At 68.7% G+C, this 25,763-nt stretch carries 22 protein-coding genes; 11 read left to right on the forward strand and 11 right to left on the reverse strand.

The window, feature by feature from the left end; translation table 11 throughout:
* The first annotated feature begins 770 nt into the window (after nucleotides 1-770).
* Nucleotides 771-1,055, forward strand: coding sequence for a hypothetical protein (locus BC793_RS47430; RefSeq protein ID WP_109603228.1), 285 nt, complete (start codon nucleotides 771-773; stop codon nucleotides 1,053-1,055).
* A 163-nt stretch (nucleotides 1,056-1,218) separates the two neighbouring features.
* Here BC793_RS47430 and BC793_RS47435 read toward each other — a convergent pair whose 3' ends face one another.
* Together BC793_RS47435 and BC793_RS47440 are read right to left on the reverse strand one after the other, a co-directional pair.
* A complete protein-coding gene (locus BC793_RS47435) occupies nucleotides 1,219-1,977 on the reverse strand; it encodes a DinB family protein (RefSeq protein ID WP_109603229.1) in 759 nt (252 codons plus the stop codon).
* Nucleotides 1,978-2,021: 44 nt separating this feature from the next.
* Nucleotides 2,022-2,477: a LysR substrate-binding domain-containing protein gene (locus BC793_RS47440; RefSeq protein WP_109603230.1), complete on the reverse strand. Its 456-nt coding sequence runs from the start codon at nucleotides 2,475-2,477 to the stop codon at nucleotides 2,022-2,024.
* 354 nt (nucleotides 2,478-2,831) lie between these two features.
* On the opposite strand from BC793_RS47440, the gene BC793_RS47445 reads away from it, so the two are divergent.
* Nucleotides 2,832-6,275, forward strand: a complete 3,444-nt coding sequence (locus BC793_RS47445; RefSeq protein ID WP_203896677.1) for an AMP-binding protein — start codon at nucleotides 2,832-2,834, stop codon at nucleotides 6,273-6,275.
* On the opposite strand, the gene BC793_RS47450 is transcribed toward BC793_RS47445, so the two are convergent.
* Nucleotides 6,260-7,567, reverse strand: a complete 1,308-nt coding sequence (locus BC793_RS47450; protein ID WP_109603232.1) for an epoxide hydrolase family protein — start codon at nucleotides 7,565-7,567, stop codon at nucleotides 6,260-6,262. The genes BC793_RS47445 and BC793_RS47450 overlap by 16 nt on opposite strands.
* Nucleotides 7,568-7,641: 74 nt before the next feature.
* On the opposite strand from BC793_RS47450, the gene BC793_RS47455 reads away from it, so the two are divergent.
* Nucleotides 7,642-8,328 (forward strand): TetR/AcrR family transcriptional regulator, encoded by a 687-nt coding sequence (locus BC793_RS47455; RefSeq protein ID WP_239170750.1) that lies wholly within the window; start codon nucleotides 7,642-7,644, stop codon nucleotides 8,326-8,328.
* Nucleotides 8,329-8,414: 86 nt separating this feature from the next.
* On the opposite strand, the gene BC793_RS52140 is transcribed toward BC793_RS47455, so the two are convergent.
* Nucleotides 8,415-9,632: a ricin-type beta-trefoil lectin domain protein gene (locus tag BC793_RS52140; protein WP_158319590.1), complete on the reverse strand. Its 1,218-nt coding sequence runs from the start codon at nucleotides 9,630-9,632 to the stop codon at nucleotides 8,415-8,417.
* Between the two features lie 560 nt (nucleotides 9,633-10,192).
* Here BC793_RS52140 and BC793_RS47465 point away from each other — a divergent pair.
* Complete coding sequence (locus BC793_RS47465) at nucleotides 10,193-10,474, forward strand: hypothetical protein (RefSeq protein ID WP_146246791.1); 282 nt, start codon at nucleotides 10,193-10,195, stop codon at nucleotides 10,472-10,474.
* A gap of 313 nt (nucleotides 10,475-10,787) precedes the next feature.
* On the opposite strand, the gene BC793_RS47470 is transcribed toward BC793_RS47465, so the two are convergent.
* Nucleotides 10,788-12,443: a GGDEF domain-containing protein gene (locus BC793_RS47470; protein WP_146246792.1), complete on the reverse strand. Its 1,656-nt coding sequence runs from the start codon at nucleotides 12,441-12,443 to the stop codon at nucleotides 10,788-10,790.
* Between the two features lie 191 nt (nucleotides 12,444-12,634).
* On the opposite strand from BC793_RS47470, the gene BC793_RS47475 reads away from it, so the two are divergent.
* Nucleotides 12,635-12,883 (forward strand): hypothetical protein, encoded by a 249-nt coding sequence (locus BC793_RS47475; RefSeq protein ID WP_158319591.1) that lies wholly within the window; start codon nucleotides 12,635-12,637, stop codon nucleotides 12,881-12,883.
* A gap of 146 nt (nucleotides 12,884-13,029) precedes the next feature.
* Here BC793_RS47475 and trhA read toward each other — a convergent pair whose 3' ends face one another.
* From trhA to BC793_RS47500, 5 genes are all read right to left on the reverse strand, one after another.
* Complete coding sequence (gene trhA, locus BC793_RS47480; RefSeq protein ID WP_109603250.1) at nucleotides 13,030-13,656, reverse strand: PAQR family membrane homeostasis protein TrhA; 627 nt, start codon at nucleotides 13,654-13,656, stop codon at nucleotides 13,030-13,032.
* Nucleotides 13,657-13,901: 245 nt separating this feature from the next.
* Nucleotides 13,902-14,105, reverse strand: a complete 204-nt coding sequence (locus tag BC793_RS47485) for a cold-shock protein (RefSeq protein ID WP_109603237.1) — start codon at nucleotides 14,103-14,105, stop codon at nucleotides 13,902-13,904.
* Nucleotides 14,106-14,382: 277 nt separating this feature from the next.
* The gene (locus BC793_RS47490) at nucleotides 14,383-14,703 is read right to left on the reverse strand and encodes a MerR family transcriptional regulator (RefSeq protein WP_109603238.1); all 321 of its coding nucleotides are present in this window, start codon (nucleotides 14,701-14,703) and stop codon (nucleotides 14,383-14,385) included.
* Between the two features lie 783 nt (nucleotides 14,704-15,486).
* Entirely contained in the window at nucleotides 15,487-16,215 is a 729-nt protein-coding gene (locus BC793_RS47495; protein ID WP_109603239.1) for a GAF and ANTAR domain-containing protein, read from the reverse strand.
* A gap of 37 nt (nucleotides 16,216-16,252) precedes the next feature.
* Nucleotides 16,253-16,885, reverse strand: coding sequence for a GAF and ANTAR domain-containing protein (locus BC793_RS47500; RefSeq protein ID WP_346265303.1), 633 nt, complete (start codon nucleotides 16,883-16,885; stop codon nucleotides 16,253-16,255).
* A gap of 1,902 nt (nucleotides 16,886-18,787) precedes the next feature.
* On the opposite strand from BC793_RS47500, the gene BC793_RS47515 reads away from it, so the two are divergent.
* A complete protein-coding gene (locus BC793_RS47515; protein WP_109603243.1) occupies nucleotides 18,788-19,810 on the forward strand; it encodes an ATP-binding protein in 1,023 nt (340 codons plus the stop codon).
* 99 nt (nucleotides 19,811-19,909) lie between these two features.
* On the opposite strand, the gene BC793_RS47520 is transcribed toward BC793_RS47515, so the two are convergent.
* Nucleotides 19,910-20,437: a hypothetical protein gene (locus tag BC793_RS47520; protein ID WP_109603244.1), complete on the reverse strand. Its 528-nt coding sequence runs from the start codon at nucleotides 20,435-20,437 to the stop codon at nucleotides 19,910-19,912.
* Nucleotides 20,438-20,966: 529 nt separating this feature from the next.
* On the opposite strand from BC793_RS47520, the gene BC793_RS47525 reads away from it, so the two are divergent.
* From BC793_RS47525 to BC793_RS47545, 5 genes are all read left to right on the forward strand, one after another.
* Complete coding sequence (locus BC793_RS47525; RefSeq protein WP_109603245.1) at nucleotides 20,967-21,365, forward strand: DUF4389 domain-containing protein; 399 nt, start codon at nucleotides 20,967-20,969, stop codon at nucleotides 21,363-21,365.
* A gap of 46 nt (nucleotides 21,366-21,411) precedes the next feature.
* The gene (locus tag BC793_RS47530; protein WP_146246794.1) at nucleotides 21,412-21,837 is read left to right on the forward strand and encodes a hypothetical protein; all 426 of its coding nucleotides are present in this window, start codon (nucleotides 21,412-21,414) and stop codon (nucleotides 21,835-21,837) included.
* Between the two features lie 927 nt (nucleotides 21,838-22,764).
* Nucleotides 22,765-23,487 carry a GAF and ANTAR domain-containing protein gene (locus BC793_RS47535; RefSeq protein ID WP_203896674.1) on the forward strand — a complete coding sequence of 241 codons (723 nt, stop codon included), beginning with the start codon at nucleotides 22,765-22,767 and terminating at the stop codon, nucleotides 23,485-23,487.
* 2 nt (nucleotides 23,488-23,489) lie between these two features.
* Nucleotides 23,490-24,623, forward strand: a complete 1,134-nt coding sequence (locus BC793_RS47540; protein ID WP_109603248.1) for an ATP-binding protein — start codon at nucleotides 23,490-23,492, stop codon at nucleotides 24,621-24,623.
* A gap of 108 nt (nucleotides 24,624-24,731) precedes the next feature.
* The gene (locus BC793_RS47545; RefSeq protein ID WP_109603249.1) at nucleotides 24,732-25,490 is read left to right on the forward strand and encodes a GAF and ANTAR domain-containing protein; all 759 of its coding nucleotides are present in this window, start codon (nucleotides 24,732-24,734) and stop codon (nucleotides 25,488-25,490) included.
* Nucleotides 25,491-25,763 lie beyond the last annotated feature (273 nt).

Raw genomic sequence — 25,763 nt, forward strand, 5'->3', positions numbered from 1 at the left:
GCGATCCGGCCGCGTTCCCACTTTCCGTTTTGGTCGTCGACCCAGTCGAATGTCAGCTGCTTCCGGTGGATGTCCAACCCGCCTACGATCGACATCAGGGACCTCCTCAAGCTCCGTGACCATCGATGTCCAACACAGGGAAACCTGCGTCTGAGCTGAGGAGGCCTCCGCTGTCCCCGGGCGTCAAGTCCCCTGAAGAGTGAAACCTCGACTCAACTCACCGACCGCGACGGCCGATGCATGTCATCTCTCCTGCCGCGATCCGGGCGCAATCTCACGTTCAACGATTACTCCTCGTGAGTGGCGGACGTAGGTCGCCGGACCCGACGCCGTCGCGGCGTCCCGAGCGCTTCGCGTCTCGGACCTCTGCACATTTGGCGTACCCGCCTCTGTACTGGAACTGGAACCCGTACGCCGACACCGCAAGCGACGAACACCAGCTCGTGCACGACACCTGTCACAGACCAAGCCCGACTCTGCACAGCATCTCAGCTGTGAAAACACTCGGCCCCTTACGGTGACCCCGCTGGAAGACCGCAGCGCCGGCCACGGCGCGAGGACCGGAAGCGGTGCGGCAGCCGGCCGCCGCAACCCGCGACGACGACCGGCCACCCACGGCGGCCGTCACGACCGGGTGAACCGCGCCGCCGGCGACGGCGCCCAGCCGTAGCGTCTTGGAAAAGCCTGGGGCGCGGGAGTGAGTTCTCGCGCCCCGCCCGCGCTGCAGGCGCGAGTTGGTGAGGACCGGGCGCTGGGAAGGCGGCGGGCGGATGCTGGCCGCCAGTGTTTTGGAGCTGGTGGACGCCGCGACGGCTCGCCGAGCCTGGCCGCAGATCCACGAGCAGGTTCGGCTCGGCCAGGTCGGTGAGCCGACCGCGCAGCCGGCCCGGTGGGCGGGTCTGTCGGACGAGGCTGCCGGCACGGACGGACCGACGCGGTACCTGGTGCACCGCGACGCGGCGGACGCTTCGTGCCCACGCAACGTCGGCGTGTGGCGGCTGGCGGTCTGCCCGCCGGGGCGACCAGCGAGCGTACGGATGGACGGCCGGATCTGACGATGGCGGTGTCGGCGCTGGGGTCGTTGTATCTCCGGTGGCAGGTCGGCTTCCGTGCTGGCCGGGGCCGGACAGATCCGGGCGCACCGGCCCGGTGCGGTGGCCGAGCTCGTCCGCATCTTCCGCGTCGATCCGCAGCCGTTCACCTCGTTCGGGTTCTGACCTATCCCGTGCCGGCCTGCAGCGCCGCCAGGTCGCGGACCGCGTAGCGGTGGTGTTCGGCTTCCTCCTTCAACACCACGCTGAGGCAGCGGCGTACGACGTATTCCCGGTCGGGGTACAGGTCGCCCGGCTTGCGGGCGCACACCCGGTCGAGGTCGGTCTCGGTGAGCCCGTCGACGATGGCGCGCAGCGTGGCCATCCGGGCGCGCCGCGGCGCGAGCACCTCGTCGAGGGTGGGGGAGGCGTCGAGGGTGAGCCCGAGTTTCGCCGCCTCCTCGGGCGGCGTCCCGCCGGCCGGCAGGCCCAGCGGGTGGTACGGCGCCGGCTCTTCGAGGACGGCGTTGCCGAGCCAGGCGTCGCCGGCGAACAGCAGGTGCCGGTGCGTTTCGACGAATGACCATTCGCCGTTGACCCGCTCGTGCAGGGTGGCTTCGGGCAGCTGCCGGGCGCGCTCCAGGGTCGCCGCCCACTGTGTTTCGACGGCCTGGCAGGCGGCCCGGTAGTCGTCGGGGGTCGTGGCGTCGCGGGCCAGCACCCTGGCCGGGTGCTCCCGGTCGAGTTCGGCTTCGACGTAGGCGGTCACGTCGACGTCGTTGACGACGAGTCGGGTGAAGTCGCCGCCGAGGTAGACGTCGCTGCCGTAACAGTCGACGATCTTCAGGCCGGTGACCTCGCAGTCGCGGATCTCCAGGCCGGCCAGGTCGGACAGGTGGATGCGGGCACCACGGAACTGCTCACTGTTGGTGTAGTCGGCGGCCATCGCAGCAGTCTGGCGTAGTCGTCTCGTCCGCGTCTATCCCGTGCCTACGTCCGGGACACCCAGTTCGGCGTCCAGGTGCCGGGCCTGTCGTGGCCGGTCTTCGTGGCGGCGAGGTGGTCGCGCAGGGCAGCCAGGGCGGGGTTGCGGATGTCGCGGTGCCAGAGCAGCGAGTGCGGGTAGACCGGGGTGGGGCCGGTCACCGGGATGCGTCGCAGGCCGTGGCCGACGAGCTGGGCGGGCGTCACCGACCGGGCCGCCGTCAGCGCATGGGCCGGGCCGGTGAGCAGGTGCAGCGGTTCGTCGAGCACCCGGACGCCGGCGATGTCCTCGGGAATGGGCCGCCCGGGCATGGCCACCGGGCGGAAGGCCGCGTCGATGGCGCCGGAGCGCAGGGCGGCGACGGCCGTCTCGACCTCGAACAGTTTCATCAGGTCGAGCTCGGTCTCGGGGTGTACCTGGTGAAAGGCGCGGATGACACGAGCGATCACCGTACGCGACATCGATTCATGCCACTAGAGCTGATCTTGCCTAACGGGACTTTTCCGAGCGTTAATCCTCAAGGGTCGTCCCTGCCGGTTGGACCGAAGGCCGGTTCCAGGCCGAGTACCGCCAAGAGCCGGCGGACCGGCCGGCCCGTGGCCAGTAGTTCGCCGTGGATGCGCCGGTATCCCCAGCTACCGGTCTTCCGGGGCCAGGCGTGGCACCAGCACGCAGATCGATCGATCGTCGGCGGCCGCCCGGCCGGCGGGGCCGGGAGATTCGAGCGTGCGCAGTCCACAGCGGGACTGGCGCCCTTTCAGGATGACGGGTGTAACGTCCGAGCGAGTCACTCTCCTCATCCTCCGGAGTCCCGGTTGACCGCGAGCCTGCTGACCACCATGGCTGACCGCCTCGACGCCGCTCCTCGGGCGCCCCTTTACACGTTTCTCGATCGCCATGGGAAGGAGATCGACGCGGCCGACCGCCAGGAGATTGTGCGGCGGGCGGCCGGCATCGCGGATTTCCTGCAAGCGGCCGGGGTCGCGCCCGGCGACCGAGTGCTGCTCATCTTCCCGCCCGATGGTCTGGAATTCGTCGCGAGCTTCTTCGGGTGCATGCTCCTCGGCGCGATCGCGGTCCCGGTGGCCAGCCCCGACCCGCGGCATCTCGATCGGGAGCTGCCCAAGCTGCGGCACATCGCCGAGGACAGCGGCGCACGCGTCGCCCTCACCCATGCGAAGTACCGCGCACTGACCACGCTGGCGTCGGTACGCGACGGCGTGGCGGACCGCTGGCGCGGCCGCGAGACGTCACGCTGGCCCGAACTCGTCTGGCTGCTGTCCAATCGCGTCAAGCGCGCGGATCCGGAGGCGGCCGCGGCCCGGCTGGCCCGCGCGGCCGCCCGGTTCGGCCCGGACGACGTCGTGTACCTGCAGTACACCTCCGGCTCGACGTCGGCGCCCAGGGGCGTCGTCGTGCGGCACCGGAATCTGACGCACAATCTCGAGCTGATCGCGCGCAACACCCGGGTCGACAGCAAGTCGGTGCTCGTCGGCTGGGTGCCGCTGTTCCACGACATGGGGCTGGCCGGCGGGATCCTCAACGCGATGTACGCCGGGGCGCGCTGCATCGCCTTCTCCTCGATGACCTTCCTGGCCGCCCCGCGGTTGTGGCTCGAGGCGATCGATCGCTATCGCGGCACGCACATCGCCGGGCCGAACTCCGGCTACGACTACGTGCTGCGCGGTCTGCACGACGGTGACTCGTTCGACCTTTCGTCGCTCCGCGCCACCCTGCAGGGCGGTGAGCCGATGCTGGCCGTCACGATGGACCGCTTCGAAGCTGGGCTCAGCCGGATGGGCTTCGATCCGGCGTCGTTCGGCAACGTCTACGGCATGGCCGAGGCCGTGCTGTTCGTCTGCGGCGGGGTGGGCCGCAAGCCGACGCTGCTGCGCGGGGACCGGGCCCTGCTGGATCGCGACGGCGTGATCGTTGCGCCGGCCCCGGGCGCACCCGCGGTGACGCTCGTGGGCAGCGGCGTCCCCGACGCGCAGTGGGGTGTTTCGGTGATCGCTGTCGATCCCGTGACACGGCGGCCGCGGCCGCCCTACGCCGTCGGCGAGCTGTGGATCTCCAGTCCCAGCGTGTCGAGTGGTTACTGGGGACGGACCGAGGAGGAGAACGCGGCCGTCTTCGCCGCGCGCCTGGCGACGGGGGACGGCCCGGACGGCAGGCGACGTTTCCTGCGTACCGGTGATCTCGGGGTGATCGGCGACGACGGCGAGGTGTTCCTCTGCGGCCGCCTCAAGGACCTCATCATCGTCGGAGGCCGCAACATTCATCCGCAGGATCTGGAAGCGGCGGTGGTGGCGGCCGATCCGATCCTGCGGCCGGGCAACGCGGTCGCCTTCGGGGTGCGGGTTGACGGCGTCGAGCGGGTCGTGGTGGTGGCCGAGCTGCGCAAGAAGGTACTGCGCAACTCCGAACCGATACCGCTGGACCGCGCGGCCTCGGCGATCCGGGCCGCGGTGGCCTCGTACTGCGGGGTGCAGTGTCACGAGGTCCTGCTGATGAGGCCGGACAGTATTCCGAAGACGACCAGCGGAAAGCTGCGACGCACACAGTGCAAGCACCAGTGGACGGTCGGCTCGCTGCGTTCGTCGGCGATGGCGGGACAACGCAGGCCGACGCGGGAGACGTTGCCCCGGGCGGGCCCGGGCGGCCAGCCGGAGTACGTGCTCCGACTGCTGCAGACCGAAGTCGCGGAGATGCTGCAACTGACCGACCCGAACGACGTATCGGTGGATCGGCCGCTCCTCGACGTCGGCCTCGACTCGCTCGGGCTGATCGATCTGGCCCAGCGCGTCGAGGATCGGACCGGAACGCGTATCCCGCCGGCGAGCTTCGGCAACGACTCGACCCTACGGGCGATGGCGATCTCGGTGGTACGGCACTTCGAGCCGGCGCCTCCCGAGGAGCCGGCGCCTGCCGAGCCGGGCCAGGTTCCGGACACCGATGACGTCTCGTTCAGCGCCGCCCAGCGGCGCGCCCTGGAGCTGGGGCAATGGGACGGATGGACCCGTACGGTCATGCTCGACGTCCATCGGCGGCTCACCTCGGACCGTCTGCGTCGAGCCGCGTCCGCGCTGGTCGCCCGGCACGACGCGCTGCGCCTGCGGTTCCGCCGGGACGACGGTCGATTCGTGCAGCGCTACGGCGACATCGAGGGCAGTTTCGCCGTCGAGTCGGTCACGCTGGACCGGCCCGATGCGCTCCCGCCGCTCCTCAGCGAGCAGCATCGCCGCATCAGCGTCGAGCACGGCCCGCTGATGCGTCTCCTTCTGATCGAGACCGGCTCCAGGCAACGCCTGTTCATCGCGGTCAACCACCTCGTCATGGACGGGGTCACGGTGCGCATCCTGCTGGATGACCTGGACCAGTTCTGCCGGTTGGACGAACAGGGCGAGGCCCTGCGGCTGGCCCGGACGTCGGCGCGCTTCCAGGTGTTCTCCGACTGGATGAACGACTTCGCCCACCGGGGTGCGACAGCTGATCTGAAGTTCTGGCGTACTCAGCTCGCGGTACCACCGCCGGCCACCTACGACCCGCTGGCGAATCCCGGCGTGCGCATGGAGGATTTAGCCACCGCCCGCCACAGCCTGCCGCCCGACGAGACGCGCGCGCTGCGCAACGTACGGATGATCGGCCCGGACGCAGGCCGCGCACCGCTCGCGACCACCCTGCTCACGGCACTGGTACGGACCGCGCAGCGCCAGTGGAACTGCGGGCGCCTCGTGGTCGAGCTCTCCGGCTCGGGGAGACAGGCCGCGGTGCACGGCCTCGATCTCTCGCGGACGGTCGGCGATCTGCACTGCACCTTCCCGCTCGCCTTCGAGGACAGCCGGTCCCAGGGCCCGGCCGAGACGCTGACCGCGGTGGGCGAACGGCTTGCCGGTGTCCCGTCCGCGGGTCTGTCGTTCGAAGGTCTCAAGTATCTGAACGACGATCCGCACGTGCGACGAAGCATCCGCCAGGCCCCGGCTCCGACCATCTGGTTCAACTTCCAGGGCGAGATGCCGACGCGCAGCCGCAGCGGCCTGTTCACGCTGAGCGCGGCCGCCGTCGGGGACGTGCGGGATCCCGGAGCCGGCGTGCGGCAACCGCCGCTCTACGTCGAATGCACGGTCGTCGGCGGCACGACCCGCATCGTCTGGGAATACTCGCCCCGCCAGCTGTGGTGGACCGGAGCCGAGATCGACCAGTGGATGACGCGGTTCCGAAACGAGCTGCACCACTTGGTCCGTCAGACGTCGCGGTAGACGCCGAACACGTCGAGCAGGCTCTGCGGGGCCTTGTCGTTGACGATGACGTCCAGTGTGTCGTCGTGCTGGTGCGCCAACTGTGCCTCCCATGCGACCGCGGCCGGGCCCGGTGAGGAAGCCCGCGCCGGCCGGAAGGTCGTCCGGATCTGATCGGTGAGGATGCCTGGCTGCTCGAGGGCGGCGAAGTGTCCACCACGGTCGAGCTGCGCGTAGTGCAGCACCGTCTCGTAGCGTGCTTCGATCCAGCGCCGGGACGCCTGTACGGCCTCGCTGGGAAAGATGCTGAACCCGGCGGGTACGGGGTTCGGTCCCCACGAGCCTGCGCTCATGGCGTTGCTCTGTCGGTCCTCCCAGTACAGCCGGGCGGAAGACGCCGCGGCGTTGGGCAGCCAATAGAGCATGATGTCGTCGAGGATCTCATCACGGTCGATGACCTTTTCGGGGTTGCCGTCGCTGTCGGTGACGTCCTGGAAAAGGGTGTAGATCCAGGCGGCGAGTCCGGTCGGGGAGTCCGCGAGCGAGTAGCCGATCGTCTGTGGCCTGGTCGCCTGCTCCCGGGCGTACCCGTCGAGTTCGCTCTGATAGCGCCGGGTGCGCGCCATCATCTGCTGCTCTTCTCCGGTGGCCGAGCTCATCTCCTGCGGGGTGGGGAACACCAGCGGCAGGTTGAAGTGGATGCCGCGGCTGCGCTCGGGCGCTTTGCGGGAGATCTGCTCGACGACGGCCGCGCCCCAGTCGCCGCCCTGGGCGAACCAACTGTCATAGCCGAGGCGCTGCATGAGGGTGATCCACGCGTCGGCGACGCGGGAGATGTTCCAGCCGGTCGTGGTGGGTTTGTCGGAGAACCCGAAGCCCGGCATGGAAGGGATCACGACGTGGAAGGCGTCCTCGGCGTTGCCGCCGTGGGCGACCGGATCGGTCAGCGGGCCGATCAGGTGCCGGAACTCCAGGATCGAGCCGGGCCAGCCGTGGCACAGCAAGAGCGGTGCTGCGCCGGGCTCGGCCGAGCGCACGTGCAGGAAGTGGACGCCGAGCCCGTCCAGGACGGTGCGCGATGAGCCGAAGCTGTTGATGGCCCGCTCGGTGCGCCGCAAGTCGTAGCCGGTGGCCCAGTGGTCGCAGAGGGCCCGGATGCGGTCGAGTTGCGGTCCCTGGCTGGTGTCGCCGACGGTCTCACGGTCGGGCCAGCGGGTGATGGCGAGGCGGTGCAGCAGGTCCTGCAAATCCTGCTCGGGGATCGCGACGGGGGACGGCACTACGACATCGTTGCTGCTTGAAGAGGCTGGCATCCCGGTACCGTAGCAGAGAAACGGAACATTTCTTCAACTTGGAAGACCTATTCCACTTGTGTACGATCGGACACGTGAGCGAGCCACCTCCATCCCTGCGTCGTGATGCCGCGCGCAACCGTCAACTGCTGCTGCGCACGGCGTACGAGCTCATGGCCTCCGAAGGCCTGGATGTCGCTTACGAAGACATCGCCCGGGCCGCCGGCACGGGGATGGGCACGATGTACCGGCGCTTCCCGCAGCGTCAGGACCTGCTGGACGCCCTGTTCAGCGAGCACATCGACACGGTGATCGGCTTCGCCGAGCGGGCCGCGCAGTATGGCGACGCCTGGGCCGGGCTCGCCTGGTTCCTGGAGCAGCAACTCGAGATCGAGGCGCAGAGCCGGGGGCTCGGGGAGCTGTTGCGCAGCCGCAGCCAGGCCACCGCACTGGTGCAGCGGGCGCACGAGCGAATGACCCCGCTCGTGGCAGGTCTCATCACCCGAGCCGTCCGTGCGGGTCAGCTACCGGCCGGGGTGACCCCCGCCGACTTCGCCGCGGTGCACGTGATGGTCGGCAGTGTCATGGACGCCTCCCGGACCTTCGCCCCCAACTGTGGCGCCGGGCTCTCGGCGGTAACCAGGAGCAGCGCGTCATCCTCACCGTCGAGGTCGACAAAGTACATACACCTTGATGCCGGCCACCCACTCCCAAACCCGCCTCGTCGCCAGCCGCCCCCGGGTGTCCTCGGTGCAGCGCGAGCGGGACAGCGCTTACTGTAAAGCGGGGGGAATCGGAGCGCACGGAAAGGACGCGGGAGCCTGTCCGCTCCCGCGCCCTGACCGTCAGCGTGCCCCTCGGCCGGCCGTCACGCGGCCTTCACGAAGTACTGTGCCGCCGATCCGTTGCAGTCCCAGATCTGCAGTCGCGCGCCGTCCGCTGTCGAGCCTGCCGGGGAGTCCAGGCACTTGTTGGAGTTCGGGTTGCGCAACCGGTTACCTTCCTGGACCCAGTTCTGTGCGCCGCTGCCGTTGCAGTCCCAGAGTTGCACCTGCGTGCCGTTGGCCGTACCCGCGTTGGCGACGTCGAGGCACCGGCCCAACGTCCGCAGGGTCTGACCGTCCCAGCTCCACTGCTGGTCCTTCGAAAGAGAAAGCCCCTGGCACGTCCACAGCTGCACAGCCGCGCCATTGCCGCCCGTGTCGTTTCCGGCCGCGTCCACGCACTTGCCGCCCGGCCCGTTGATCTGCGTCGCGGGTCCGCCCGTGGTAGGCGGCGTCGTGCCCCCGCCGTCCTGGTAGTAGCGCACGTAGTCGATCGATGCGGTGAGCGGGAACTGGCTCTGCACGGGGTTCTGTCCGGGGTACGTGCCGCCCAGCGCCAGGTTGAAGATGAGGTGGAACGGTTTGCGGAACTCCTCCAAGGTCGCCGGTGTCGTGTCGATCACGTGCGTTTGCACACCGTCGATGTACCAGCGGATCTGCGCGGCCGTCCACTCGATCGCATAGACGTGGAAGGCCGCGGGGTTGTTGACGGCGGGGTTCGCGACGTAGTTGGCGTTCTGACCCGCCGTCCACGGGAACACGCCGGTCCGGAGATCCCAGAAGATGTTGTTCGTCACGGTGGCGTTCGCGTTCGCGTGTTCCATGATGTCGACCTCGCCGCAACTTGCCCAGTTGGTGGGCAGGCGGTCGTAGTAGGTCTGCGCCGGGTTGTAGGCGCTCGTGGACGTCTCGTCGCACGAGTCACCGAGCATCCAGAAAGCCGGCCACGAGCCGGCCGCGGTCGGGAGCGCCATGCGCGTCTCGATCCGGCCGTACTGGAAGGATTTCTTCGTGTCCGTCGTCATGCGGCACGACGTCTGATAGAAGTTGCGGCCGTTGACCGTGATGGGCGTCGTGAGCCAGTTGGCACGCATCACAAGGTTGCCGCCGGACTGCGTGCAGTTCTCGGGGCGGTACCACTCCCACTCGCCGTTGCCCCAGCCGTCGAAGGCATTGAGGCCGGGGTTGAGGCCGTTGCCGACGTTGTAGTTCCAGTTGGCGCTGCTGGGCGCGCCGGACCCGTTGAACTCGTCGGCCCACACGAGGTTCCACGCGGCGTGTGCCGGCTGCTGCTGGACGACCGCGCCGCCGACGAGTGCGGTAACGGCCGCGGTGAGGAGGACCAGGAGGCGCCGGCGGCTGCGTGACAGCGCTCGGTCCGCGAAACCTGCATTCATTGTCACGGCGAACGTCCTCTCGTACGGAGTGGTTCGATCTACTGCGACGGGCGACATGAGATGCGTTTCTGTAAACATTATTACGTAAACATTTCCAACTGTCGATGCGACGGGACCGTACTCGCAGACCACGCCCGGGAAGTGTCTGGACGGTTAGTTTGATTTGTCGCGTTTGCACCCCGTGAGGCGGACACGGCTTGTAACGAGTGGCCGCAACCGCCGCAGAGCCTGCCGTCACCCTCAGCGTGGCGCCGCCGTACCCCAATGGCCGCCGGTCCCAGCGTCAGCGGCCTCGCGAAGCCTTATTCATTCGCGGTGGATGAGGGACCGCGGTCTCGACCTGGAGAGTATGGGTGCGCGTCGGGCGGCAAGTACTGCCCCAGTGAGCCGGCCGCCGACTGTCTTGCCAAGAAGCCGGAGGATGCATGCGGTACATGGCGAACTCGCGACCTGTGGAAGGCGTCACGGCAGAGCAGCTCACCCACTTTCTCGACGAGAACACCTTCTCGCCCGCAGCCTGGAACCTGGTACGCCACCGGGTCGTCATCGAGTACGCGCTGAAGGTCGGCGACGTACCGGGCGTCGTACTCTTTCTGGACGTCGATACCCCCGAACAGGCCGCCGATGTGGTCGAAGGGTTGCCCGCAGTCCAGCAGGGCCTGATCGCATTCGACCTTGACCCGATCGGAAAATCCATGCGTCTGTGAACACGCGGGCGACCTCACCGCATCGCCGCGCAAGGGCTGGCTGTCAGAGGCTGGCACTGGCTCGCCGCCGGGAGGGCAGCTGATGGGTGCTCAGAGCGCATCTGACCGATCATCGCGGTGGGTGAAGATCGATCGTTGGTGTGTTGTGGCTGGTGATTCGACGGACGCGGAGTGGTTGCGGTTGGATCCGTTGCTGCCCACTGCGGTACCGCAGCGTGGCGGTCGCTGGCCCCGGCCAACTACCGGACATCGCAGTTGACGCGCGTACAGCCTCAGCTCAGCTCATCAGATCGATGAGTTAGGACTTACTCGTCTAGGCCGGATCGCCCTTCGGGGCCAGCGGCATACGGCGGTTGCGACGTTCCGTGATATCGAGATTCTCCTCGACGTGCACCCGGTTGCGGCCGGCCGCCTTGGCGCCGTAGAGGGCACTGTCCGCGTGGGCCAGCAGACCGACGACGGTGCTGCCGGCCGACGCCGCGGTGACACCGATACTGATCGTGACCGGGACATCGCCGGTGACGGCCGTCCAGTCGTGCGCCGCCACCCGCTGCCTGAGGTCCTCGAGCTTCATGATCGCTTCTGGCACCGAGGAGTCGGTGAGGACGAGCAGGAACTCCTCGCCACCCAGACGTGCGGCGAACCCGGTGGCCCCCAGGGGCACCTGCACGAGCAGACCCGCGACAGTCGACAGGACGGCATCACCGGCCTGGTGGGAGAAGGTGTCGTTGATCCGCTTGAAGTGATCGAGGTCCAGCAGCGCGACCACCAGCGGCGAACCGGCCGGCACCTGACGGATCAGCAGCTCCGGTAGGCGCTCGTCGATGAAGCGCCTGTTGCGCAGGCCGGTGAGGGCGTCCCGCCGCGCCTCGTCGCGGAACGACTCCGCCTGCTGACGTACGTCGGCGACCTCGTAGAGGACCTGTGCGTGGCGGATCTGTGCCTCACGGTCGGCGCTGCTCTGCCGTCGTTCGGCCGCCTGTGCCTCGCACTGCCGGTGGTAGGCCTTCTCGAACTGTCCCAGCGTGGCGTACAGCGCCGCCTGCTCGCCCATGACCTCGGCGAGCAGCAGACCGAGACCGTGCTCGCGGCACAGCGCCTCGCTCTCGTTCAGAGCGTGTTGCGCGCTCTCGAGATCTCCGCGGCGATGGCGAACCATGCCCGAGGTCAGCATGTAGGAAGCCTGGGAATCCGCCTCCATCATGCCGTCCTGCGCGAACCGCGCGACAGCCTCGTCGGCTGCCGCCTCGGCCTCGAGCAGGTTCCCGAGGTCCAGATGGACCCGGGCGATGGTGTCCAGCTCCGCGGCGTCCAGCGGGCGTCCGTGCCGTGCGGCGAGGGCCTGCAACCGCTGCAGCACCTCGTGGGCGCGGTGCGGCTCGCCGGCCTCGTACTCGCTGTAGGCATAGTTGTTCAGTGCGGTCAGCTGCCGTTCGAGCAGGCCCAGCTCCGCGGCGGTGCGATAGGCGCGCTCGAACTGGTCACGCGCCGCCGGCATGGAGCCGATGTCGGCGAAGGAGTCGGCCAGCCCGATCAGCGCGGAGATCCGCTCCGAGGGGGGTGTGTCGGCGCTGAACGCCGCCACGCACTTGAGCATGTGATCCAGGCTCCCGGCAAGATCGCCGGTGTTGCGCGCGATGCGCCCCAGCAGCCGGTGGGCACGCGACAACAGACGGCGGGACCCCTGCTCCGCCGCCCAGCGGCGCACCTCCTGCACCGCGGCGGCCGCCCCGGCCAGATCGCCCTGACGCTCCGTCAGATCCGCGCGGAGCAGGACCGCACGCCAGTAGGCCTCGGCGCAACCGAGTGCGGTCGACGTCTCGATGAGGCGGCCGGCGCGTGCGGTGGCCGCCTCGATGTCGGAGCCGATGCCTTCTTCCATCTCGTCCAGCTCGGCGTTGAGCGCCGGCACATCGAGCTCTGCGGCACGGCCGGGCGCGGATGTCATGGAGCCGCTGGGGATTGGCATCTGACCACCGCCTTCGGATGAGTGCGCCGAACCACCAGCCATCTTCGGCACCGGATCGCGGTTCTTGAGCGATCCGTGGCGCGCTGGTCCGGCACCACGAAGCGCCTCGGCGCCGAACGGATCATCGCGCTGAGCCGCAACCGGTCCGCAGGGCCCTCGCCCGTCAGTTCGGCGCGACTGGCATCGTCACCATGCCCCCCGACGACGCCACCAAGCGGATCATGGGTATTACCGGCCGGATCGGCGCCGCCGCCCTGGAATGCGTCGGCACCGGCCAGTCGATGGCCACCGCCTTCGGGATCGCCCGGGCCGGGTCGATCGTCGGCGCGGTCGGGGTACCGCACGGCTCCGTCGTACCGCTGACGGGAACTCCCTGGCGACACTGCCGATCCGCGCGGCCTCCGCGGACACCGTCATCGTGGTGGACCCGCCGCCGTTGATCTGCTTGCGGGGCAACCCGCGTGGTGGTCGGTGTCGTCGTCGGCCATCACGAGATCGGGTCGCCGTCTTCTGCCCTGTTCGATCGGAGGGTCGTAGCGGCCGGGGGAGCGCACCGGGTCAGAACCTTTCTTCCGCGTCGAGGTCGTCAGCGCAGGGCGAAGATGATGCCGATGCAGTGGGTGGTGAAGGCGGTGATGGTCAGGGCGTGGAAGAGCTCGTGGAAGCCGAACCAGCGCGGGTTCGGGTCAGGTCGTTTGAGGCCGTAGACCACGGCGCCGAGGGTGTAGAGCACGCCGCCGAGGATGAGGCACGTGACGACCGGCGTCCCGCCGGCGCGCCAGAACCCGGGTAGGTAGATCACGGCGACCCAGCCCAGGGCGATGTACACCGGCACGTACAGCCAACGCGGGGCGCCGACCCACAGGACTCGGAAGGCGACGCCGGCCAGCGCTCCGCACCACACGATCCACAGCAACGTCCGGGCCTGTCCGGGCGGCAGCGCGAGCACGCAGAACGGCGTGTAGGTGCCGGCGATGATCAGGAAGATGTTGGCGTGGTCGAAGCGCTGGAGCATCTTGTGGGTGCGTTGGCTCCAGCGGCCGCGGTGGTAGAGCGCGCTGATGCCGAACAGCAGCGCCGCCGACAGTGTGTACAGCGCCAGGGCCAGCCGGGAACGGGTATCCGGGGACAGCGCGGTCAAGATCCCACCGGCGACGACGGCGACCGGGAAGGTAGCGGCATGCAGCCATCCCCGAAGCCGGGGCTTGACCATGGCGTCGATGTGCTCCAGGCCCTGCTCGACCCGATTCTCCAACCGGCTCAAGGCGATGCCCAGGCCATCGGAGCGGTCACCGGCTTCTGCGGGCCGCAAACGATCCGTACTCACCTCAGCGAGGTTAAGCAACTGCGGGCTCGCCCGCGACCGCTGGCCGCAATGTGACCGGCGTGCGGGTCTTGATGGAAACGCCGAACGGCGGCCCGCTGAACCAGTCGGGCCGCCGTTCGGTGAAGTGTGGATCAGATCGAGCGGATGTTCTCCGCCTGAAGGCCCTTCTGGCCCTGCGTGACGTCGAACTCGACCCGCTGGTTCTCGTCGAGGCTACGGAAGCCGCTTGACGAGATGGCGGAGAAGTGGGCGAAGACGTCGGCGCCGCCGCCGTCCTGGGTGATGAAGCCGAAGCCCTTGTCGCCGTTGAACCACTTCACGGTACCTGTAGTCATGTCTGCTCCTTCGCAGGCTGTCAGGGACCGCACTGTGCGGACCCTTACGCCGCCGCGTTGATCACCCGCGCCGGAACGACACGAACAACGAAAAAGCGCCTGGACGGGTTATCTGAAACCCATCAGGCGCCGAAAACGTCTACGGAAATCAAAACTGCAACCCGGAAAACATAGCACAGAGATCCAGTGCCTGCCGTCATTCGACGCCGTGCCGTCCGGGATCCGGCTACGGCAAACGGTCCCTCTCGATGCGTGAAGAAGGACCGTGAGACGTGCGTCAGGCAGCGGCCGCGTGCTGTTGGCGCTGGTGGTTCTGGTTGTGCTGGAGGGCTTCTTCGAGCTGGTCTTCAAGGATGATGATCCGGCAGGCGGCTTCCAGGGCGGTGCCGTGGTCGACCATCTCCCGGGCTCGTGCGGCCAGGCGCAGCTGGTAGCGGGAGTACCGGCGGTGCCCGCCGGCGGAACGGAACGGGGTGAACAGTTTCGCCTCGTCGAGGCGGCGCAGGAAGTCCGGCGAAGCGCCCACGATGTCGGCGGCGCGGCCCATCGTGTAGGCGGGGTAGTCGTCGTCGTCGAGCATGTCGTCCGGTGGGGCCATTCATACCTCTTCATGACGAGGGCCCCGGCGCATCAAGCGCCGGGGCCCAGGGTTACGGGTTGATACACCATCTACCGACAGTTTCGCCGGCTTGTCGTTTCCACACCGCGCCGCTATCGGCGGCGTCCAGTGCGAGGACCGCATAAGCGTGACCGCAGACCACCTCACGTTCGATGGCACCACGGTGTCCACCACAGAACTGTTACTACGTCCTGACGGCGGGCGATCCAACGGTGTCCTGCCCTCCCTTTCCTCTGCTTTCAATGCCGGTACTGCTGACCTGCCTCCCCGCCGGTGAAGGAGCCCCACGCGAACTTCGCGGCCCCAGCACGTACGGCGGATCTTTCTGGCATCAGACAGAACCCCGAAGGTGCATCGGCCCTGTCTGCGGTCGCCCGCCCTGACCTGGAATTACGTCAAGGTCTTGTCGTGCCCTTGCCCTGTCTTGCTACGTGCGGTGACGATCTCACCACACTGCCGAGCGAGCCGCGAAACGTTCCGGGCCCTGCTTGACGCTCGGTCAGATTCGTCGGTGTGTTTGACCGATCTCTGCTGTCAACGGCAGAAACGCTACCCACCCGGAACGAGAATGTCTAGTCTCTTCAACCTAGATTTTGGAGGTCGCCCGCCGATCACGCCGCTACCGGACCGGGTGGCCACGCGCCTCGTGGCCACCGCGGTGGTCGCCGGGTGATCCGGCTGCGCCTGGCCCGCCGTGACATCCGCCCACGCCCCGGCGAGTGACCTCGTCCCGCACCTCGCCGGGTGTCTCGAAGCCGGTCGCTAGGTGAAGAGCTGTTGCAGGCTGTGCGGATCGGTGACGAGAGCGTTCGCGACCTCGGTCAGCCGACGGTTGTGTTTCCGGGCATAACCGCGGATGACCGTGAACGCGTCGTCGACGCTGATGCCATGGGCCTGCGCGACCGCGCCTTTGGCCTGTTCGATGATGATCCGGCTGTTCAAGGCCCCTTGGAGCTGCTCAGTGAGCGTTTCGCCGTGACGGATGGCACGTTCCTGCAGCAGGCCGATGGTGGCAGCGTCGGCCAAGGCCTGCATGATCGTGACATCGTCGCTTTCGAACTCACGGCCGGCAACGTCGCCGAAGACGTTCAACGTCCCGATCACCTGCCGGCGCAACCGCATCGGGAAGGCGTGCACCGACCGGAAGCCCGTCGCGACGGCGAGCGGCGCGAAACGGGGCCAGCGGCCGGCCGCGTTGTTGAGGTCCACGTTGACGACCGGCTCGCCGGTACGGAACGCCTCCAGGCAGGGTCCTTCCTCGTTCTGCACCACGAACAGTTCCACCAGGGTGACGTTCTCGTTCGACCCGGCGACGAACTCGAGCCGGCTGTGCTGGTCGGCGAGCAGCATGCCGACGGCCGGCGCCTCGGTCAGGTAGGCGACCCGCTCGGTGATCATGTGCATGTAGTCAAGCACGTCGAACTCGTCGACCAGCGTGTCGGCGATCTCGACGAAGATCGTCGCCAGCTTCTGCACGGACACGGTAATCATGCCTGCCTCCCGGTCTGGCCGGCGTTCACGTATGCGGTCATGAAAGGTCCCGGTCGAAATGCAGTCGGCGGGCGACCACGTCGCGGGCCACGTCGTCGAGGCGGCGGCCGTGGGCGAACGCGTACCCCCGCATTCGGGTCATCGCCTCACCGATGGTTACCCCCAGCTGCACCATGACCATCCCCTGGGCCTGGAACAACTCGGCGTGGTGTTCCCCGGCATCGGCGAGGACGTCACCGGAGCCCTTCGTTGCGGCCTCCTCGTGATGGTCGAGCAACGCCGTCATGGTCACGTACGCGAAGGCGAGCGCGTCGGCTAGTTCCTCACCGGTCAGCGAACCGGTCCGTTTCCGGAACACGTCGAGCACTCCGAGGCGCATGGCACCCATCTGCAGGGGGAACGAGAAGACCGCCCGGATCCCGCTGTCATGGACGGCCGGGATGTACATCGGCCAGCGCGTCGGCGACACGCCGCCGAGGTCCGGCACCAGCACTGGGCGCCGCAACGAGAACGCCTCCCAGCACGGCCCTTCACCGAGGACGAACTGCAACTCCTCCATCTGTTCGGTCAAGGGGTCCGACGCAGCGTAGACTCCCCGGGTCCCCGCCTCGGTCATCACACTGATCCCGGCGCCCGAGGCCGCCAACGCGCGCGTAGCAGCGGTACACACCTGGTACAGCAGCCCGGCCCCCCCCGGCCAAAGGGAGCCGCTGACCTTCGATGAGGTTGCGGATCATGTCGACGCGGTCATCCATGACGGCCATCCGGCCACTGGCCCCCACCGGCCCGGCGACACCCCATCAAGCCGGCGCGACCAGGCTGCTCACGATGCGACACGACGGCACCTCCACGCCAGGGCCCCTTCAGACGGCCGGGCAGTAAGGACGAACGCCATCCAGCCTACGCAACCGGCAGGCGCCCTTCGGTGGAACCACCCCCGGGCGCGGCCGTACCTGCTGTCGGCTGTACAACCTGCATCAGGCCTGGTGCCATGAAATGCCTGCCGGGCCCGACGCGAACCGTGCAGAGCCCGGACTTGACTTCCGGAGCCGCCCACAAAAATCGCGTTGCGTCAGGCGCTGAGGGCGGCGGTTCGGTGGGTGTTAGGTGTGCGGCGCTGATGCCCCGTCTGAAGGAGCGGCAGCGTCGGCTCATGCCGGCGACCGAGGCACGACTGTGGGACATGGCCGGGTTCGGGCGGTCGCTTGCGTCGGTACACCCCGACCGCGGTGTGGGTGACCCAGTCCGCCCGCAACCTGGTCATGGACCTGGACGATGCGGGATGTCGAGGGACGTACCTGATCCGCGGTCGGGACGACAGGTCCAGCCGACTGTGGTGGGGGCGCGCTCTGGTGGGGGTAGGCGCATCATCCGGCTGGGCGTAGCCGGCCGAGGGTCTGCAGGCCCTCCTTCGCCGTTGTCGCCGTTGCTGTACGGGGTAGTAATCGACATGTGAGAGATGACGAAAAGATTGGTAGAGACGCTTTAGAGCGCACGGCCTGCCAAGCGGACGAGGTAGCCGACGACATTCATGCCCACGCCCAAGCGAAGAGGCCGACCGGCCCGTGGGTCACGCTGCCGCTGGTGACCGTTATCCGGGTGTCGGGTGAGTGGGCGACTGTTGAAGACTCTGCCCGGAACAGGTGCCAGGTGCCTGCAGTCTGGATTCATTCTCGGTCCTAGCTGTTCCACTTCCAATAATGTGAACGGCCCGCGTGCGCTGATCAGACATCGACCGGGTTGCGTAGGTGGCGGCTTGAGAGGAACCCCGTGTCCACTCAGAGCCGCCATCGGTGATGTGAATCATCGCGCAACGGGCGTTCGTGGCACGCGCGACGACCGCCGCCATCCGGCCTGCGGCATTCTCCGTCGACCCGGCCGGTGACGGCTCCAGCGCGGCCATAGCGTGCCCGGCGGTCACCGCACCCCACGCCGTCCGGTTTGGTCCATCCTCCGATCCCACCGCTCATCGCCCGAACCATGGATACCTGTGGCCGATTGGCGCGCGCTCACACCGCCGGTCTCATCCCCACCGCCGCGGCACCTGGCTTTGCGTTTTGAGCCGCCGGGTCACACCCCCAAGATCATCGGTATCGTTGCTTTCTGTTCCGCTGCTCCTGCAGGGCCCACGGCGGTCCACGGCAAGCCGGTATACCGTTGATCGAGTAGCGGTGAGTACTCGCCGCTGCACGCTGCCCCAGACCCCGGTGGCGCACCGCCCTCGTTAGGTGCCATCTGGAGCAGTCGTGATCGTCGCAATGTGCCGCGCCCATCCGACGCCGAACCCGCGAAGCGGCCCCGGCGTCTCCACCGATCGGCCGGGCGATGGCCGACGGCTGCTGGACACTTCCTGCCGCGCTCGGCCGGCAACTACTCGCTGTGCCGCTGGTTTGTCCTCTCCGTCTGCCGGGGGCATCCGCGCCGAGCAGCGAGTCGCTTGGCCCACCGTCCTGCCCGCCGGCCCCGCCCTCGCCCTGGACGCGGGCAGATGGTGATTGCCGGAGGACGGCGTGGCGGGATGCGGACGCTCGCACCTCCCTACCTGGTCACTGTCGGAACCGACCGTCGTGGGGTGTCGGTGCGGGTCACCGCTGACGCGAGCACCACGGTGCTCGAGATGTCGGTACACGGCCGCTGGTCACAGCAGCTCGGCGACCAGGTCACCGACAGTCTTCGACGGTGTCTGGCCGGCCCTTGCGAAGCAATCGTCATCGATGTCTCTGACGTCGGTGATCTGCACGGGGTGAGCCTGCCCTACTGGTCGGCGGCGGTCCGGGCGGCACGCCTCGGCCCGGCATCGGTGCGGATGGCGTTCTGCTCCCGGCCGGCGACGACGCTGGACTACCGGTTACGGCATCAGGACGGGCCGCCGGTGACGGTGTTCCCCACCATGGCGCAAGCGCGGATCGCGATCGCCGGCGGCGTGTCGCGGGCCGATCGGCTGCAAGCGCGCCTGGCGCCGCGACCGGCGTCGGTACGGGCTGCCCGTGACCTCGTCCTACGGGCCTGCGACGGCTGGCAACTGGCCGGTCCGCGCGACGACGCGGCACTGATCATGTCCGAACTGGCAACCAATGCCGTGGACCATGCTGGAACGGAGTTCGTGGTCACGGTGTTCCGGCGTGGCGGCCGGCTGCATTTGACGGTTCGTGACGGTGACAGCCGATACCCGTCGATGCGCGCGACGGATGAGGGCATCCAGGTTCCCCTCGATGAACGGGGGCGGGGTCTGCGGCTGGTCCACGCGGCCGCCGAGGTGTGGGGAGCCATCCCGGCCCACAACGGCAAGGTCGTCTGGGCGACCATGCCCGCGTGGACGTATGGCCGCAGCGACAGGGCCGCCGACACCCACGGCGGCTCTCGCAGTCTCGGGCATGCCGCCCGGGATCGCGGCAGCCGGGTCAGCCCGCCGACGGCGAGGTGTGCCAGCGCCTTCACGCCGAGGGTGCCGTGCAACGCTCAGCAGATGACTTGGTCTGAATCGATGGAGTCTGGGCCGTTTCGCCGGCAGGCCGACTTCGTCAGGCTTCGCCTCTTGGTCGACGGCGTTCGCCGGGGTCGTCGGCGCGCTGAGTATGCGGTCGATCAGATTTGAGCCGTCATGACGCCCGGAGCCGGTGTGGGTGGCGTTCCCTTGCGGCCCGCGACGACAGCGGCCCAACCGGTTACGGGCATAAGGGCGGCTCTTCTCACCTCACAGCGCGGCCAGCAGGCAGACCAGCGCCGCGGTGAGCAGGACGCCACCCGCACCGAGCCCGTTCACCGCGCTCACCGGAAGCGAACGGGACCTAGCCACCGGCACGGCCGCCAGCGCGGCGATCGTGACGAGAGCGCCGACCAGGTAGATCAGAGGAAAATCGAGAAGCGCCGCCACGGGAAACAGGTGGAGCCCGACCACGAGCGCGATCCACACCGGGACCATGTCACGACGACCCCGGAAACGCAGGACCACCGCGCCGGCCCCGGCCAGGATCACCTCGAGTCCGACGACGATGCCGAACCACTTGCTGGTGTCCTCGTCGAACGCCGTCGTGGCGTCCCAGTCCCGCCAGGTCAGCAGGGCCCCGGCGAGCATGGTCAGCAGGGCCGTCACGGATCCCGTGAGCAGCCAGGGTCGCCAGGTCGCAGGCGGGCTCTCCTGAGCCCAGCCGAGCCACACTGAGGCGAAGAACCCGAAGATGGCGGCTGTCGCGGGGATGTCGCGAACCGCCTCCGTCAGCATGCCGCGGCCTGGTGACGGCCGGTGTCGACCTCGTACATCGAACGAATTTCCGCGGACATGGGTCCTCCTCGCGGCCGAGCCGGCCGGGAGATGCACCACCGGCGGCCTGGGCGACATCCTGACCGTACGCCTGTCCGGCTGACGCGGCATCGCTGCGCCGACCCAGTCAGATCGCGCGGTTACGCGAGATCCGGGAATAGCCGACGGCACACCGGCCGACCACGCAAGTGGATAGCGCGTAACGTCAAGGACGGATCGGTTCGTCAGCTGACTTGACGGCCGGCGCCCATCGGGCGCGCTGCCCCAGACCCCGGTAGCCAGACGCGGCACCGCCTCGTCTGAGGGCCGAGCGGTGGCAAACAACCCCCACCCGTATGTCGTCTCGACGGCCAGGTGCGGCGGGTCATGGGCATCAGCCCTCACCACACGGACTCCGGACGGAGCCGGCACATCAGTCGTTTGATCCGGCCGGGCGCTGGGGTGACCGGAGGATCAGGGCGCCGACCGATCCGTCGGAGGTCCAACGATCATGACCGTAACGACCGCCTATCCGGTACGCGTGGACGCGCGTCTGGACGTACACCTGTCTCGCTGGCTGTGGCTGGTGAAGTGGGTTCTCGCGATTCCGCACTTCATCGTCCTGCTCGCCCTGTGGATCGCCTTCTGCGTGGTGTCCGTGGTCGCGTTCTTCGCGATCCTGTTCACCGGCCGGTACCCGCGAAAGATGTTCGACTTTAACGTCGGGGTGCTGCGCTGGACCTGGCGGGTCAACTACTACGCCTACAGCGCGCTGGGCACCGACCGGTACCCGCCGTTGACCGACGCCTACCCGCCATTCCGCCTGGACACCGGCGGCCGGGATCCGGCGACCGCCGTCATCCCACCTACCGGCACCGTGACGGGGGAGTTCGACCTACCGACCAGCTGACCCGGCCGCCCGGCCGCGCCTCCCCGTCATGAACGGAGATCTCACCATGAGACGCCCGACCTACCTACTGGCCATTCTGGCCATGGCTTTCTCCACCGCCCTGATACCCGCAGCCGTCTCCGCCTCTAGCCACCACGGGCCGGACCGGTGTGTATCGGTGCAACCCGAGGTCGGCTTCTACGAGGGCGGCCGTGTCGGCACCGCGGTCCTCACCGTGCCGGACTCCCGCTGCCGCACCATCAGCGTGTCCCACATCAAGGACCCGGCCAACCCGTCCGACCGCTGCCAGACCTTCCTGCTCGGGTTCTACCCGCTGGGCGAAGACGGCAGCCTCACCTACACCGAACCGGTCACCGCATGCGGCGGGCACCGTACCGTCCTGGCCCGCAACGTCCCCGACGGAACCGAGTACATCGCCCTGTACGACATCGACTACCTGGAGCAGCGAATCCGGTTCCGAATCCACCACTGACGCCCACCGTTGCTCGCTGGGACCGCCGAGGCAGGATCGCCACCGGGCTCCCAGCCTGCCGAGCCTGGACCCGATGCCTTCCATCGCGGTCGCGGTCAGCACACGGACCTCGTCCCGGGCCGACCGTAAACCGGCCGAAGGGCTTCGTGGCGGCACCGAGGTCGGCAGCACCGCCTGAGGTCGCGTAGTGGGAGTCTTGCTTGTGCGCCGCATGTCACTCGTGTCATCGCCGGCGCGGGCCGGACGGCATCGGGCCCGTCGCTCCCGGTCGAGACTCGAGCAGTGTTCGCGTTGCCTCTGCACGCCGGCGCGATGCGCCACGACGGTGCCGTGGACCTGTACCGGCCCTCCCCGGGCCGCTGAGCAGCGCCGAACGGCTGGGTGCGACGACCTTCACAGCAGCAGTCGCCGAGTTGCTCACCCGGGAGAGCCACGGCTTGCACCTGACGGACGTGTTCGCGCAGGGCTGGCACGATCCGCGGCTGGCCGGCACGGCTGAGCAGGCCGAGGGTGGTGCCGTCGTGCCGGCGGTCATGCCGCCGGGTGCGGATGCAGTGCTGCTGGCCTGCTGGTTCGGTCCGGCACCGGAAGCTCGTCCGGGAGTCCTGCGGCCGGTTTTCGATGCCCGAACCGAAGCCCTCCGATCATCGGCCCGGGCGGGCCGACTCACTCTTGCGGGACTCTGCAGAGATCCGCATCGGCGGCCGGGGGAGGGCGGTGGTTGCCGGGCGTACCGTTGGGGGCAGATCTGCCGTAGGTGCGGATGGTGCTGTTTCGGTGGGATGCCGGCTCTCGTGGTGCCGGGTCCGAATTCGCGCGGCTACCCCGGGGCAGGGTCGGAGGTTGCCGTCATGGTGGCCGATCGGTGTGGGCACAACGACAGGGCTGGCCGTGGTTGTGGTGGATAGCGACGGCCGACGGCCTCGCGTGGATCGGCTGGTGGCGGCGTACGGCCCGGACGTGGACGAGTTGTGCCGCGCGTGCGTGGCGCATTTCCCCGACGTCCAGGGCGCGGGTGTGGCGGTGATGACCGGCACGGCACAACAGGTGCGCTATGCCAGTGACGCGGTCAGCGAACGGGTGGAGCAATTGCAGCTGCTGCTGGGTGAGGGCCCGTGCCGGGACGCCTTCGACATGGGCACCCCGGTGCTGGCCGACGACCTGCAAGCCGCGGCGTGGCGGGAGCGGTGGCCGGCGTTCGCCGGGGCAGCACTGCAGGCCGGGGCGCGCGCGGTGTTCGCGCTGCCGCTGCGCGCCGGCACGCTCGGAGTCGGCGTCCTGGACCTGTACCGCGACAGTCCGGGCGTCTTGGCCGGTCAGGACTTGGCGGACGCGTTGGACTTCGCCGCCGCGGTCACGGACCTGCTGCTGGCCGAGGCACTGCCCGACGGCGACAGCAGCGATGACTACGACGCCGGTACCGGGAGTTACCTTGCGCAGCGGGCCGTGGTGCACCAGGCGACCGGCATGATCAGCGTGCAGCTCGAGGTAGGACTCGAGGAGGCGTTCGCCCGGCTGCGCGCCCACGCTTTCGCCGCGGAACGCGAGTTGGATGCGGTGGCCGCCGATGTGGTGGCCCGCCGGCTGCGCTTCGACGAGCTTGACGGCGATCCGGCCCTGGGCGCCGGTGACAGGGATGGAGCGAGGTGAGCATGTCGCGGGAGCAGGCGGTTGCCGAGGCGTTCGTGGAGTTGTCCGACACGCTGGTCGCCGATATCGATGTGGTGGAGTTCGTGCGCCTGCTCACCGGGCGGTGCGTGCAGCTACTGGACGTGCAGTTGGCCGGCGTCCTCGTCGCCGACCAGCAAGGGATGCTGCGATTGACGGCGGCGTCGTCGGAGTACCGCCGGATGCTGGAGCTGTTCGAGATCGACGTGGCGCCTAGTGCGGACTGCTTCGCCACCGGCGAGCCGCTCGCCGTCCATGACCTGGACGCGGCCGGCGGGCGGTGGCCGCAGTTCGCCCGGCAGGCCCACACTGCCGGGTTCCGCTCGGTGTACACGTTGCCGATGCGGCTGCGCGGCGAGGTCATCGGAGTCCTCGCCCTGCTCCGCGAGCAGGCCGAGCCGCTGGGCGACGACAACATCCGTCTGGGCCAGGCGCTGGCCAACGTGACCACGGTCGGCCTGCTACAGCACCGCAACCACCCTCAACAGCGAGTTCTCGGTGAGCAGCTACGGCACGTGTTGGACACCCGGGTGCTCATCGAGCACGCCAAGGGAGTTGTCGCCGCACGCCTGGGCCTCGACATCGACGCCGCTCTGGACGAGCTGTTACGGCACAGCGAACGCACCGGCCAGGCGCTCGGCGACTTCGCCCGCGCGGTCCTGAGCGGCGATTCTGCCGCCGCCCGCTCCGGCACCGACGCGAACGCCGATCCGGTGGCGATGGTCCGGCCCGTCGACCTCAACACTCTCGCCGCGCTTCGCACCGTGGTGAGCCATCGGCTGTCCGTCATCGGTCTGCCCGAACCGGAGCGGCTCAAGCTGGTGCTGGCCATCCACGAAGCGGCGACCAATGCCGTGCGTCATGGTGGTGGTTCCGGTCGGCTGTGGCTGGGGTCGCACGCCGGCAGCCTGTGGTGCGAGATCAGCGACGACGGACCCGGCCTACCGGCGGACTTCACCGGGCCGACCGCCGCGCCCGACAACCTGGGCAGCGGCAGCGGTCTCTGGCTGATCGATCAGGTCGCCGACGACCTCGCCATCACCACCACTGCCATGGGGGGCACCCGACTGATGCTGCGCTACCGGCTGCCGACACCGGTAGGACACGAGCGCAGGTGATCATCGGTGTGACAGCAGACGCCGCTATCTGCCGCTACGTTTGCGTCGCGTTCCGACACGCAGTGTGATGGCGGGACACCCGACGCGGCGTGACCAGAGAGGCCAGCAATGCCGACTTCGCAGCAGCCCGAGACCCCCGGCTGGCCGAGGACATCGGCTTCGCTGGCGGGCACCCTCATAGCCCTGGCCGCGACAGCCGACGACGCCTCCATCATCGATGTCCACCTGACTCAAGCCGCCCGGCTGGCCGCCGACACGCTCGCCGCCGTCGACTACGCGTCGATCACGGCGTGGCGCGGGCAGGGTTACACCACCGTGGCAGCCAGCAGCGAACTGGCCTTGGCGGTCGATCAAGCACAGTACGCCGACCGGGCCGGGCCCTGCCTGCATTCCTTAGAGACGGCTACGCCGGTCGGGGTGCCCGACATCGCGGCAACGATGTCGTGGCCCGGGTTCTACCGCTCGGCGCACGAACTGGGTCTGCACGCATCACTATCGATACCGCTGTTCGCCGGCAGCGGCGTCCCGATCGCCGTACTCAACCTCTACGGCCGCGATACCGCCACCATGGCCCCCCTGATCGCCGGTGTCCGGACCGTCTACACCGGGCGGCCACCACCGACCGGCAACCAACCGGGCATGGACACCGGAGCACACCAACTTCTGACCGGGCTGGCACAGGCCTTGACCGTGCGGGCCACCATCCAGCAAGCCATCGGCGTACTCATGGCCCGTAACGAACGCAACGCCGCCGAGACCTATCGGCAACTACGCCTCCGAGCCGCCGAGACCGGCGACTCACTGATCGACACCGCGACCGCCCTGCTCGCCAGCGCAGCCACGCCCCACTCCCACCCGGAAAGCTGAGGCACCGGTGGTGACTCGGTACGCCCGCCCGCCAGCGAGCAGCCGCTGCAGCAGGGCTGGATGCACGTCCGGCGAGCGTGAGTGCCCCGCAAACACCGCCTCCGGCCGCCCGGGGTGCAGCTTGCCGCGGAGCGGGGAACGCCCGGAGGCATACCGCACTTCCCAGCGTCGAGGACACGCCTAATACTGCAACCCGGTGTTGCGACTTGAGCAGCGGTCGCTCGTTGACTGGTCATGTTGGGTGGGGCGGTGCTCGCGGAGTGGCAAGCGGGT

Origin of the sequence: Actinoplanes xinjiangensis, assembly GCF_003148685.1 — a bacterium.
In the GTDB taxonomy this organism is placed as follows: Bacteria; Actinomycetota; Actinomycetes; order Mycobacteriales; family Micromonosporaceae; genus Actinoplanes; species Actinoplanes xinjiangensis.